Annotated in this window: 11 protein-coding genes; 3 read left to right on the top strand and 8 right to left on the bottom strand. The window is 37.6% G+C overall.

The window, feature by feature from the left end; translation table 11 throughout:
• Window positions 1-293: 293 nt before the first annotated feature.
• From C9J38_RS10940 to C9J38_RS10925, 4 genes are all read right to left on the bottom strand, one after another.
• Window positions 294-1250, bottom strand: coding sequence for a hypothetical protein (locus tag C9J38_RS10940; protein ID WP_107207111.1), 957 nt, complete (start codon window positions 1248-1250; stop codon window positions 294-296).
• Window positions 1250-2032: a hypothetical protein gene (locus tag C9J38_RS10935; RefSeq protein ID WP_107207110.1), complete on the bottom strand. Its 783-nt coding sequence runs from the start codon at window positions 2030-2032 to the stop codon at window positions 1250-1252. Before C9J38_RS10935 ends, C9J38_RS10940 begins: the two co-directional genes overlap by 1 nt.
• A gap of 650 nt (window positions 2033-2682) precedes the next feature.
• The gene (locus tag C9J38_RS10930; RefSeq protein ID WP_107207109.1) at window positions 2683-3288 is read right to left on the bottom strand and encodes a hypothetical protein; all 606 of its coding nucleotides are present in this window, start codon (window positions 3286-3288) and stop codon (window positions 2683-2685) included.
• A gap of 396 nt (window positions 3289-3684) precedes the next feature.
• Window positions 3685-4722: an alkene reductase gene (locus C9J38_RS10925; RefSeq protein ID WP_107207108.1), complete on the bottom strand. Its 1038-nt coding sequence runs from the start codon at window positions 4720-4722 to the stop codon at window positions 3685-3687.
• 229 nt (window positions 4723-4951) lie between these two features.
• Between C9J38_RS10925 and C9J38_RS10920 the strand changes: the two genes are divergently transcribed.
• Window positions 4952-5851 (top strand): LysR family transcriptional regulator, encoded by a 900-nt coding sequence (locus C9J38_RS10920; protein ID WP_107207107.1) that lies wholly within the window; start codon window positions 4952-4954, stop codon window positions 5849-5851.
• Window positions 5852-6044: 193 nt separating this feature from the next.
• On the opposite strand, the gene C9J38_RS10915 is transcribed toward C9J38_RS10920, so the two are convergent.
• The 3 genes from C9J38_RS10915 to C9J38_RS10905 form a co-directional block, all read right to left on the bottom strand.
• A complete protein-coding gene (locus C9J38_RS10915) occupies window positions 6045-6869 on the bottom strand; it encodes a hypothetical protein (protein ID WP_107207106.1) in 825 nt (274 codons plus the stop codon).
• Between the two features lie 408 nt (window positions 6870-7277).
• Entirely contained in the window at window positions 7278-7658 is a 381-nt protein-coding gene (locus C9J38_RS10910; protein WP_107207105.1) for a hypothetical protein, read from the bottom strand.
• 338 nt (window positions 7659-7996) lie between these two features.
• Window positions 7997-8881 (bottom strand): glycosyltransferase family 9 protein, encoded by an 885-nt coding sequence (locus C9J38_RS10905; protein ID WP_158259504.1) that lies wholly within the window; start codon window positions 8879-8881, stop codon window positions 7997-7999.
• Window positions 8882-9650: 769 nt separating this feature from the next.
• Between C9J38_RS10905 and glpT the strand changes: the two genes are divergently transcribed.
• Together glpT and glpQ are read left to right on the top strand one after the other, a co-directional pair.
• Window positions 9651-11018, top strand: coding sequence for a glycerol-3-phosphate transporter (gene glpT / locus C9J38_RS10900; protein WP_107207103.1), 1368 nt, complete (start codon window positions 9651-9653; stop codon window positions 11016-11018).
• 47 nt (window positions 11019-11065) lie between these two features.
• Window positions 11066-12127: a glycerophosphodiester phosphodiesterase gene (gene glpQ / locus C9J38_RS10895; RefSeq protein WP_107207102.1), complete on the top strand. Its 1062-nt coding sequence runs from the start codon at window positions 11066-11068 to the stop codon at window positions 12125-12127.
• Between the two features lie 52 nt (window positions 12128-12179).
• Here glpQ and C9J38_RS10890 read toward each other — a convergent pair whose 3' ends face one another.
• Window positions 12180-13076, bottom strand: coding sequence for a LysR family transcriptional regulator ArgP (locus C9J38_RS10890; protein ID WP_107207101.1), 897 nt, complete (start codon window positions 13074-13076; stop codon window positions 12180-12182).
• Window positions 13077-13119: the final 43 nt, after the last annotated feature.

The raw sequence follows: 13119 nt of genomic DNA, 5'->3' as shown, positions 1-13119 counted from the left end.
ACGGCCAAGTTTCGTTACATTGTCCGAGCCGCTGCTTTATTCAGGCTCGTAGGTTCATCTGGTGATACAGACGGTTCACTCATAAAGCGGTGAACAACGCTTCATACGACTTCAGGTCGCACGGACAAAAGTGTGTTACGCACTTCGCTCTATTTTGGCTGGTAGGTATTAAGAAAAGTAGGGATAACGCCGCATCAAATAGTGAGCCACGCCAGAACCTAAGTTAAAGCATTACACCTTAAACACAAAATCCAACGATTGAATGAATAGTGCCATGCGTTGGGAATCTGCCTTTAACGCTTTGTTATATGCAGTATATCCTCTTCACTCCGTCGTTTTCGCTGGGCTTCTTGGGTAAACCTTGACGTTACAAATATAACAAAAGATAGCCCTTCAGAATTTACACTGCTGTACTCAATTTCATCCCATTGTTCAAGCATTTTGGTATAGTGTTTTCTTTTAATCTTGGTATTTTTGAACTTGAATTTCTCACGTTTGTTTTCAGATTCAAGTCTCAAATTAAAGTTAAGAATATAGGTCAAATCATTCCTAATTTCGTACACATCGTTTTCTTTTATATTAGATAGAACTTGAACTGCTGATTCTAACGAGCTTAAAAAAGACGAATGCTCATATAGTTTTTTGTGCTTATTTACAGCAAAGTCAAAAAATCTTTCGTAAGTACTTAACAGTGAACCATGGTCGGAAGTCAATACTGGTTTCGGATTTTCAACTTTATGAATTAAATCAGACAATTGTAGTTCATAGGTACGTTTATTGGGTTTAATATGAGAACTTTCAATTCTTAGTTTATTTTTTTCAGCAAATTCAGGGATTAAATTTGATACAACTTGGCGTATTAGGAAATCTTTATTTGATTTACAACCGTAAAACTCTGGGAGAACCATTTCGCAAAAATCACTTACTTCTTTATAGAAAAATGGAGTGTCGATATAGTTCGATATTTTACTTCGCAAATAGTGCTTTAGCCTATCCTTAGTTTCATAGGTTACTTCAGAGAACTCATCAGAAACACCAAAAATAGCATCATCGCCTTCCTCAAAACAATAGTCACTATCATTTTGTATCGAGTTAAGACTGTCTAGTGAAATTTTTTCAAAGCCTTTAATATGATCTTTATCATCCATTTTTTGGACATAGAACTCACCATTGCTCTCAAATATTGGAGTCAAGAATGAAGGAGATACGCGCGCAGGTGAACTAAATCCATATAATTTGTATTTAGTCATTATTGAAATACCCCTTGATCTTCATAATATTTTCTTACTTCAGTAATAATTGTAGAAGTTACTGAACTCGGAGAGCAGCGTGTTGTATGATAAATAATAGGCTCAACGTCATTATCTAATAAAAATGAACTTATCTCAGGATCACTTGCAATTGGTGATGGTAGTACCATTGCTTTTATCCCCCCTGAAGTCAAACCTATAGCTTGATCGGTTTGAATTTCAATTGTGTGACATCTATCATCAAATTCTTCAGTCGTCTGGGAAGTGATCATTTGATGGAGTGTCTGCAACTCAAAAGCCATTGCTGGCAAATTACTATTACTAATTGTTGAAACCCCATCATAATAGCTACTATTACTTGAATAAAAATAACCCACAAATTTTTGGAGAAATTCCAACTCACCAACTAATTTATAATCTGAAACCTCCGCTTTGGGATGAACATATCGAGAAAACATACCAGCGCTAAAAGCTCCAGTATCAAATGGGTAAGCATCACTGATTGAAGTAATTTGATTCGGTTCAAGAATAAAACATATAGGAAACATGCTCATTGAATTAGAGGTGCTATCCGCACTGCCAACTCGATAGGAAGGTCTACCATAAAAGAAGTAACTGAGCTCCTTGTCAAACACTTCACAAAGTGTAGGAGCAATCACACCAGTAGCTAGGATTTTTCGAAAAGTGAAACAATCACACACATGCACTAACGGCATTGCTTCCAACATACGCTGTGAATCTTCTATGTGCTTGTGGTAATAATTATCTCTTACAGCGTCCACGCAAACTACTCCTAAGCTATTGATTGAACAAATTATATAGAACCACAAACTACAATGCTATCGAATTGCATATAATAGTATATTCTTACTTTCGCGCAAAAATATACTCATGAAATACCTTAACCATACTCGATATAATCGTTGCATATTATGAACTTGCTAGCATTTTCTTACATTCACCGATTTAAAAGAGGATGTAAAAAAGTAAGAAATGTAATTAATAAGTCTTATTAATTACAGAACTCATGCAATAAAATCACCACGGCTCATTAAACTGTTTATATATACAGTAAATAAAACTAATCCAAAATCACGTTAATACGATATGAATGAGCTTTTACTCTGAATGATAAAGGGGCAATTACTAGTTAGCAGAGACGCTAACTCATATATACCTCACCTATCTCAATCCAATTCCCTCTCTACCCATAGTTTTAATCAATAGGTTAAAGTTCTGTTCTATTGTTTTGCAGTTGGCAGTCTTTAGTTGATAACCAATATAGTTGTTTTCTAAAAAATAAATTGGTCATCACGTAATGACGCCATAGTTTGAATGTTAAAAGACCGCCTCGTTAGACGATCTTTTAACGTAATCAGATTTTGTGTTCGCTGACAACATTAAAGCAAATATTTAGATATTAGCTATTTAATTACTTATAACTTACTTTAAGCGTTTGAATTTCCTTTGCGTATTTATTAGTTATTTCTTTTATTTCCTTGTCTCTCTTTTGCTCAATTTCTTTAATTTTTTGCTCTAATTCAGGGTTGTTCTTGACCTCTAAGTCACATTTATCAGCAATCAACTGCAATGCCTTAGACGACCCTGATAAACTAAAGGTTGTATCCAATTTTTGAGTGTTATAAACATAGATATGAACAAGCAGTTTATTGCCACTTTTCATATTATTTAACAACTGTTCAGGAATATCACTAATAACACCGGAATTATATGAGTTTGAGTATGTCATTCCTTTTAAGCTATAGACTTCACCATCATCAACACGCATTTTAATTTCGATGTTTGGATTACTTGGTGTAGCTATAGTTTCCTTACTGTCGAAAGTAAGTAAAAAATCTTTTTTTTTGCCTTTTATAACATTACATCTGAAGCCAATAGAACTCCCCCAAAAAGAAGTATATTGTTCATACACTTTTACATCGTTCATTTCATCAGTCCAGTTTTTGGACTTAAACTCAGCCAATGCTGATTGCGGCACTAGTAATGCTAATATCAATACAACTAACTTTTTTTTCATGATTAGAATAATTCCTGAGGACTATAAAAGAAAAGAATGTTAAAACAGATTTAACTACTGATTTTTATACGTTTTTCAGGAGGTCGCATCAATATAAAAGATATGATTCATTTGTAATCAATGTAACAAAAAATATCTATAATTAGTTTTTTGTCTAGAAAATTAGATATACGTCAGGTTTTATAAATCATTGACTATATTATGCGCTACAAGCGGTTTTAGGCTTATAAATTACTGCTTTCGCTTGTCTAGTTGGTTGGAAAGGGAATAGTGGCAGGGCAATTATAAGAGAAATAAACAAAAAGCCAGCATTGTATATGCTGGCTTTTTGTCGTGTTGGAAAGGCGGTGATATGAACGGCTTGGTGTTTTATCCGCGCTATGCTGGCGATATTGCTTAGATGAGAGTGTTTAACATGCCTACATCGTACGGTGTTAGGTTTTTGTTTTGACGTGTTTTTTCAACGTAATCAGGGTTAGCAATTAACGGGCGACCGATAGCCACTAAATCAGCATCGTTATTGAGTAGTGCCTCTCTCGCACTCTCTGATTTATAGCCGCCGCAGGCAATAACGTTGCCATGATAATGTTGACGAATATAGTGTGTAACAGTGCTTTGTAAATGTTCTTGATAACTATCATCGAACATACCGGTATGTACGTACGCCAAGTCATATTGATTTAACTGCTCTAATACATAATCAAAAACGGGTTTATCGCGATCGTCATGTTCAATATTCAAATAAGCAACAGGTGATAAGCGTATACCCACGAATTGAATTTGCTGTTTAACGGCATTGATGACATCAAATAAAATACGGCTCATATTTTCGGGGCTTTGTCCCCAATGATCGTTACGACGATTCGTATCCCAATGGAGAAATTGATCTAATAAATAGCCATTAGCAGCATGTATTTCAACACCATCAAACCCTGCTTCTTTGGCATATTTTGCGGCTTTGGAAAAATCGTTAATTACAGTCTGAATATCAGAAGGTGTCATTTCTTTTGGTTCTTCATACTGCAAATTATCAGTCCGCTTTACACGCCCTGTAAGAGCAACCGCAGAAGGGGCTAATGGCTTGTTTCCATTTAGGTAAATAGGGTGTGATACTCGGCCTGTATGCCATAATTGGGCAAATATTTTACCGCCATTTTCATGCACTTTTTGTGTAACTTGCTTCCAGCCTGCAACATGTTCTTGGTTAAAAATAGCGGGCGAATTAGGGTAACCCTGTGCGGTTGGCGATATCATTGTACATTCAGTAATGATCAATCCCGTATTGGCTCGACGAGCATAATAGTCAGCCATCTCAGGTGTTGGAATGAAATCGTCTGTCGCCATGCACCGGCTCATTGGCGCCATAACAATACGATTTTTTAAGATCAGATCCTGACTAAGTTGATAGGGGCTAAATAAAATATCTTGTGTCATTACAGGTTACCTTTCTCGCTTTTATATCGTTCACAGTAGGCACATCGGTTTTATGTTGGATGATGATTGCGTGTGGTTACTGGGTGAGGGGGTGACTATATACCGACACAGAAAGGAATGTCAGACCGATAAAATGAATACCATCTATTCTATTTTGGAATGAAAAAGAACCAGAAAGTGTGCCATTATGTCTTTATCTTGAATAAGGGTTTAATGCATGGGGTAGGTAATGGATCAATTAGGCGCAATGCGAGCCTTTATTCGTGTTGTACAAACCGGGAGCTTTTCGGCTACTGCGCGTGAGCAAAATACAACTCAAGCAACAATAAGTAAAAAAATAGCTGCGTTGGAGCATAAGCTAGAAGGTAAATTGCTGACAAGAAGCAGTCGAGACCTTGCTTTAACTGAGGTTGGCGCTGAATATTATGAACGATGTGTTGCTATTATTAGTGAATTAGATGAGGCGGAATCTAATGTGCGGGCACATCGAGCATTACCTCAAGGGTTAATTAAAATCGCAGCACCTATTACTTTCGGCAATATTTTTATTGCGCCTATTATTTCTGAATTTTTAGCGCGTTATCCTGATATAAGCGTGGATTTAACATTAAGTGATAAACATGTCGATATTATTAGTGAAGGTGTTGATGTTGCAATTCGAGCCAAAGAATTAGAAGACTCTTCATTAATAGCGAGACATTTATTTGATAACCCTAATATTCTCGTTGCCTCTTCAGCTTATATTGCGAAATACGGAGAGCCCGTAACACCAGAAGATCTTAATCAACATAATTGCATTATTTATTCCCTTTCTTCGACCATGAATAATTGGAATTTTTATAATAAAAAGATCAAAAAATCGGTCACGGTAAGTGGTAATTTTAAGAGCGATAGTTGCGATGCTATTTTACGCTCTGTACTTGATGGTGTTGGCATTGCGTTATTACCTGTTTGGATGGTAGAAAATGAAATAAAAGCTGGTCGATTAAAACAGTTAATGCCGTCTTATAAAACTCAACCATTACCTTTTCATGCTATTTATACTAACAATCGTTATGTTTCATTAAAGATCCGATGCTTTATTGATTTTATAAAAGAGAAGATTGAAAGCTCAGAGCGACTTAATTAATCCTTAATTTTAAAAATGGGGTATGTGTTTTTGTTATTACAGTATTTTACTCGATAAGAGTAAGGTAACGATTAAGTCACCAATAGCTAAATAAACAAAAAGCCAGCATGGTATAGGCTGGCTTTTGTGAGGGTAATTTCGCTTAAATAGTAAATCTATTTATTTGAACTTACGAAGTAATCATTCAGTACGATTAATTTGTACACATATCACTATCTTTACCCACTATACGCCATACACCCCAATTAGCAGATGCTTCAGGTGTTGGTTCTTCACCTGTGGTATACCATTGGTTATGGTATGACAGGCCATCATGCATGACTTTTTCACATGGCTTATCATAGACTTTAGCTGGATCCCACTCACCTTCAGGTACCGGTGGTACTGGAACGTCTGGTGTGTAATCGCCAATAGAAATCATACAGCTATTGTTTTGGAAATTAACATTAATTTGCTGTGGATGTTCTGGATCAGCCTCGCTTGCAAGCTTAGCAAAAGCACTTTGTGCTTGCGCTGTACAGTCGACGCCGCTGTCTTTCATTTGGTCGATACTTGCGTCAACGGGTAGTGAAATATGGGTATTTGGTGTCATCCAGTTATTAACGATATTTGCTCCTGCTTTAGAAGCAGAAAGGAACATCTGACCCTGTATTTTTGCATCAGTATAAATCTGGATTTCACTTGTTGGATCAATAGGACCTTTATCCGTTACCGCATTAAAATCACTTCCAATCGCTTTTTCAACATTGCCAATCGCAACATCAAGTAACTGGTAAATAGCTTTACGATCAGAATCATTACTTAACGTAAATGAGTCTGTAGACTTAATGTCTAACTGCGCTAGCGCATCTTTAAATGCTCTGTCAGCTTGAGATGCCGTGACAAAAGTCAGTGCTTCTTTGTCTTTATTTGGCTTGTATGACAACTTAGTAACTGCGAATGCAAATACTCGATTAAATTGCCCTGCTAATAATGACACCTGATTATTAATATTTAATCCTGCATCTTCAAGATTCACGCCGAATAATTGGTCGATATAAAAGGAGACTTGGCGTGGGTAACGGTAATAAGTATCACCCGTTGTATCAGAAGAACCAATTGCGTCTCGGTAATCTTGTGGGCTTAAATTGTAGTTATTCCTATAGTATTTAGTAGATTGACAGACATTACGTGATTCCAGTTATCACTAACGGAAGTGAGCATTATCTGATCCTCGATTTTATATATACTCAGAAAGTTCAGCTGTTTTATGTTTTATAAGCAGCGATACCTCCATATTAAATAAAGTCAAATTAAAGGCTCGGTTTCGTATTAATATCGAAACCAAGCCTTATCAGTCCTTAAATTAAATGCTCCATTTTATATGGGCCATTTAATTATATTTTTTGATGTTCTATTAAGCATTATTTAGTTATTAATATTTGAACTATTTAGGGGCTGGAAACCCATCCAAATCATCGAACGGCATTATTTTCCCGTTCCATTTCCCATCTTCTTGTTTTGCGACAACAATGAACTGACCATATGTTGTACCGGGTGATCTGTATTTTAAGGGGACGACAACACCATCATCCATATGAATCGCGCCATCGATCCTTGCAAGCATGCAAATTCCTCTGGTTATATTATCCTGCCTTAATTCAGAAGGTTGTATCTCGCCGAGAAAGTGCTGTTCACAAAATGGTCCTTCTAAAACAAGGTCAACCGTACCTGGCGTACTGTTTAGCACTGTATAGTTTGTATAAGCAGCGAATGATGGAGCTGAAAATAGTAAAAAAGAGAGTGCAACAAAAAGAAGTTTTTTCATCACGTAGCATCCTTAATCAAGATTAGAGAATGGGCGACATGTGTCAAATATACGCAATAAATATAATACATAAATGGCATATAAAATATATGTTTAGGTTTTATATTTGTAGCAAAAATGAGACACCCTAAAGAAAAACGATTGATGAGTGCTATGTTGCTTAGGCTTTTGGTTGTCTTTTGATGATAAGTCGGTGGGGGTGAATCGATGAGGTTGAATCGTTTTTGATGAAAAATTCAATGCGTATTGAAGAAATGGTAACCGATTCATAGCTTGAGAGCGCTGAATCGGTTTATAAATTACCTGCGTTATAACAAGGTTATATTGAGAAGCATAGCTTAATGAGATTGTTCATTAGTCGTGAAAATTTGACTATTAATTATATCTTCAACATTGCCGGTTAATGTTCCCACATGTTTTTTTGCACTCTGAGGATGCCAAAGCTTGCACTCAAGTTGTGACTCCTTAAATAAACCTATTGTGGGTATATTGTAAGCACTCGCTATGTGAATAATCGCGGTATCAACAGAGATCACGCCTTTTGATTGTTTAATCAAATAAATCGCGTCTTGTATAGAATCTACACAGCAAACACGAGAAACGGGCGCTAATTGGCTTTCCCATTCATCTTTATTTTTTATATAGGAAGGCAAAATAAAGACACAGTTAAATCCATCGTTTTTTAATTTTGTAAGTATATCTATGCTTTTCTTTATACTTAGTGATCTACTGTTACGAGAAGCAAATGGATTAAAAACTAAATAGTCTTTAAGGTTTTTACTATTGATCAGCATGTCCATTTTATCGTTTTCTTTAGCAAAAACCTTAAACAGAGCAGGGGGCTGAGCAAAACCATATGCGGCCATTAGTTTTGACCAGCATTCAGGCTTACTTATGTTATCGTTATTAAATTGTATCGGTGGGTTCTGTATACAATTATGCTGGTAACAATCGTGACCGATAGTTAAGTCGGGCTTTAATGTAAAACCGACGATGCTCCGGTGGGGTTTTTCTATAGAAGACACTTCTATTAGTAAATCGACATTACAATTGATCTTCTCTTTTAATATCTTAGGGTATTTATACCATTCTCTTTCTTTGGGTAAGCAAATGTAATTAACCCGAGTGTCATATTTTACAACATCTTCATTTTTCTTCGTACATAAAACAACCACATTGGCTTCTGGCCACTTGGCTTTAACTGCTTCAATAATAGGTGACATTGCGAAGTAGTCGCCTATCTGAAATGTGGCATTAATAAATACATTCGGTTTTTCTGGAAGGCTATTTATTGATGATAATTTGTTTACTCTTCTATTTAGTATGCTAGATATAAGCTTTTTAAGCATAAAATGTTACCGCCCGTAGTAAATATTTATCTACTTCCATTTTGATGACTTTACCTTACTAATGTATATATTGTGCTTTGAAATTTAGGCGTATTCAAAGCGTATTACGTTTTACCAATTTGGGCTTAAATCAGCCAGCTTTTAGCAGCATACGATCATGATGGCCACGCTTTTATCTGCACTTCTAAAATACGCTATTTTAACGCTATGATTCTAAGCATAAAATCATCAATTCGCTCTAAGTATATAGATGATTTGTGATGTACTGCGAAGATTGCTGATTAAATTTGATATTAAAGTTTGTTGACACATTTATAGAGTTGTATTTTTAGACGTTTTAGCTGAATTTTTCTTTCTCTTTACTTCGTTTATTTCTTTCCTGTAATACGACTTCCATCCGATACATTTGATTGTTTTATGAGCGAAATATTTCGTTGTTAATAAAACCATCATGATTACCTTATATGTTGAAATCGTGATTTTGTTCTTGATAGGTATATTTTACTGGCAACATATTCCATTTATTAACACTAACTAAACCTTTGTCACAGAAATTTAATTTGATATCCATACAATCCACTTGTTTTCGCTTGTGAGCGAAAATGTTCGTTTTAAGTAATGTATGGATAACAATGAGGCTCTGATGTTTGGGATATTCAAACCGAAGGCGCATATCGCACCTTTAGAAAATAGTAAGGTCGATAGCACCTATTCTCGCCTGCGATGGCAGTTATTTTTCGGTATTTTCTTCGGCTATGCAGGTTATTACCTCGTCCGTAAGAACTTTAGTTTGGCAATGCCATATTTAATTGATGAAGGCTTCAGCCGCGGAGAGCTTGGTGTTGCTTTGGCTGCGGTGTCTATTGCTTATGGTTTATCGAAGTTCTTAATGGGGAATGTGTCAGACCGTTCTAACCCAAGATACTTTTTAACGGCGGGACTGGTTATGTCCTCGTTGGTCATGCTCTGTTTTGGCTTTATGCCATGGGCGACGGGAAGTGTGGCTGCCATGTTCATTTTATTATTCCTAAATGGTTGGTTCCAAGGAATGGGCTGGCCTGCGTGTGGACGTACCATGGTGCATTGGTGGTCTCGTAAAGAACGTGGCGAAATAGTGTCGGTGTGGAATGTTGCTCATAACGTGGGTGGCGGTTTAATCGGCCCTATGTTTATTCTTGGCCTTTGGGCATTTAATGACGACTGGCGAACTGCTTTTTATGTTCCCGCTCTTTTTGCTTTGCTGGTCGCATTTTTTGTTTGGTTAACCGTGCGTGATACGCCTCAGTCATGTGGTTTACCACCAATTGAAGAATATAAAGATGATTACCCTGATGGATATGATAAGTCGTTTGAAACGGAAATGACGGCGAAAGAAATCTTCTTTAAGTATATCTTTAATAACAAGTTACTTTGGTCAATCGCGATTGCTAATGCCTTTGTTTATCTGATCCGCTACGGGGTGCTAGATTGGGCGCCAGTATATCTAAAAGAAGCGAAAGGCTTTTCTGTCGATAAAACATCATGGGCTTACTTCTTGTATGAGTGGGCTGGTATTCCGGGCACCTTATTGTGTGGTTGGATTTCCGATAAGTTCTTTAAAGGACGTCGAGCACCAGCCGGTATCTTGTTTATGGTGCTGGTAACGCTGGCGGTATTGGTTTACTGGTTTAACCCAGCAGGCAACCCAACGGTTGATATGTTGGCGCTTATTGCTATCGGCTTCTTAATTTATGGCCCTGTTATGTTAATTGGTTTGTATGCGCTTGAGCTTGCACCGAAGAAAGCAGCAGGTACTGCGGCAGGGTTAACGGGGTTATTTGGTTACCTTGGTGGCGCGGTTGCAGCAAATGCTGTGCTTGGCTATACCGTTGATCTTTATGGTTGGGATGGCGGCTTTATTATTCTGGTTGGTTCTTGTGTGACATCTATTGTGTGCTTTGTTTATGCACTATTAGGTGAGCGCGCACTTCATGAACGTAAAGCAAAAGAAAAAGCAGCATTAGCACAATAACCGTATTGAGGGGCGGATTGTCCCTCACTATTTATCAAGGATATATGATGAAAACAATCTCAGTTGGCTTCACTTTTTTAGTACTTAGCTTATCAGCAGGGGCAATTGCAAAGCCGCTGGTTATTGCTCACCGTGGCGCGTCAGGCTATTTACCCGAACATACACTTGAAGCCAAAGCGCTCGCTTATGCCATGAAACCTGATTTTATTGAGCAGGATGTGGTGATGACGAAAGATGATCAATTAGTGGTACTGCATGATCACTATTTGGATCGTGTGACTGATGTTGCTGAACGTTTTCCTGATCGCGCGCGTAAAGATGGACGTTATTACGCGATTGACTTTACGCTCGCTGAAATTAAATCATTAAGGGTGACGGAAGGGTTTAATATCAATGATAAAGGCGAGAAAGTCGCGGGCTTCCCACAACGATTCCCAATGTGGAAATCACACTTTACTGTCCCTACGTTTGCGGAAGAAATTGAATTAATTCAAGGCTTAAATAAGACCTTAGGTTATGACATTGGTATTTATCCTGAGATTAAAGCGCCTTGGTTCCATCGTCATGAAGGGAAAGACATCTCTAAAGCGGTACTTAAAGAATTAAAACAATACGGTTATACCTCGCAAAGCGACAAAGTCTACCTGCAATGTTTTGATGCCAATGAGCTAAAGCGTATTAATGATACTTTACTGCCTGAGATGGGGATGGATTTAAAACTTATCCAATTAATGGCTTATACCGATTGGAACGAAACCATGGTTTATGACGGTGATAAAGCAACGCCGTATAGCTACGATTGGATGTTCAAACCAGATGGTATGGCAAAAGTGGCGCAATATGCGGAAGGGATTGGCCCTTGGAAACCGATGTTAGTGGATGATAAATCAACCCCATCGAACATTATTATTAAACCGTTAATGGCGCAGGCAAAAGCGGCGGGGTTAACAGTGCATCCTTATACTTTCCGTGTTGATGAAGGCCGTATTCCGCCATACGCAGAGAACTTCAATGGCATGCTTGATGTGTTCTACAATCAGGTAAAAGTCGATGGTGTATTTACTGATTTTCCTGATAAAGCCGTGACGTTTCTTAATAATAATAACTAGTGCTACATAAGGGATTGGCCCTCTCAAATGAGAGGGCTTTTTTTTGCTGATCTTATTGTGGCAAATGGCTTTGTGCGTAATGAATGATCGCTTGTGATATTTCTTTTAATACGCCCGTTTCTAATTGCCAGTGATGCCAATAAATTTGGTTAGATAAGGAAAAATTCGGTGTTATGTTCACCAGTGTGCCTTTTTCTAATTCTTCGATGATCTGTAATTTGGGGATTAAACAGTAGGCGATGCCGGCAAGAGCCATTTTGATAAAAGCTTCTGAGCTACTGATTTTATGATGGACGGTATTATCAAGATTTACATTAAAGTGCTGGGTAAGAAATTTCTGGTGTAGATCGTCAAACTGATCGTAAGACACCGCTGGTGCTTTGGCGAGTGTTTGGTTATTGACACCGTTTTTGAAGTAGCGCTGGGTAAATTCAGGGCTCGCGACACACACGTAATCAATACAACCTAAATAGTCGGCTCGACAAGACGGGATCGGTTGCGATTCGAGGCTAATTGCGCCAGCCACTTCTCCGCTTTTCAATTTCTCAATCGAGAGGTTTTCACCATAAATGCTTAATGTGATTTCAACTTGTTTTTGTTTCATCACATCTTGCAGTGACGGCAATAACCATGTCGCTAGGCTATCGGCGTTGGTCGCAAGTGAAAGTTGAATAGGGCGTGCGCTGGTATCGTTTTCTAACTCTGGCAATATTTCATGTTCAAGTAATCTAACACGACGATATAAACCCAGCAGTTTTTTGCCTATTGCTGTGGGTTTTGGCGGTTGCTCTCTTATCAGTACAGGTTGAGCTAGAAACTTTTCTAATTGTTTTACCCGTTGTGAAATGGCTGACTGTGAAATGAAGAGGTATTCAGCGGCACGTTCAAAACTCCCTTGATGAATAATCGCATCTAAGGCTTCAATCCATTTGTAATCCAATCCTCGCACTTCACTCTCCTTGCTTATGAGTCTCACCACGTTATATAGGTAA

Origin of the sequence: Photobacterium sp. GB-210, assembly GCF_003026075.1 — a bacterium.
Taxonomy (GTDB): Bacteria; Pseudomonadota; Gammaproteobacteria; order Enterobacterales; family Vibrionaceae; genus Photobacterium.
The sequence above is the reverse complement of the archived record's forward strand: the minus strand, read 5'-3'. Positions and strand labels throughout refer to the sequence as shown.

Coding starts and splice junctions, on each gene's coding strand:
- C9J38_RS10930 (WP_107207109.1), bottom strand. CDS start 3,288: ATGAAAAAAAAGTTAGTTGTATTGATATTAGCATTACTAGTGCCGCAA.
- C9J38_RS10940 (WP_107207111.1), bottom strand. CDS start 1,250: ATGACTAAATACAAATTATATGGATTTAGTTCACCTGCGCGCGTATCT.
- C9J38_RS10920 (WP_107207107.1), top strand. CDS start 4,952: ATGGATCAATTAGGCGCAATGCGAGCCTTTATTCGTGTTGTACAAACC.
- C9J38_RS10910 (WP_107207105.1), bottom strand. CDS start 7,658: ATGAAAAAACTTCTTTTTGTTGCACTCTCTTTTTTACTATTTTCAGCT.
- C9J38_RS10925 (WP_107207108.1), bottom strand. CDS start 4,722: ATGACACAAGATATTTTATTTAGCCCCTATCAACTTAGTCAGGATCTG.
- glpT (WP_107207103.1), top strand. CDS start 9,651: ATGTTTGGGATATTCAAACCGAAGGCGCATATCGCACCTTTAGAAAAT.
- glpQ (WP_107207102.1), top strand. CDS start 11,066: ATGAAAACAATCTCAGTTGGCTTCACTTTTTTAGTACTTAGCTTATCA.
- C9J38_RS10905 (WP_158259504.1), bottom strand. CDS start 8,881: ATGTCACCTATTATTGAAGCAGTTAAAGCCAAGTGGCCAGAAGCCAAT.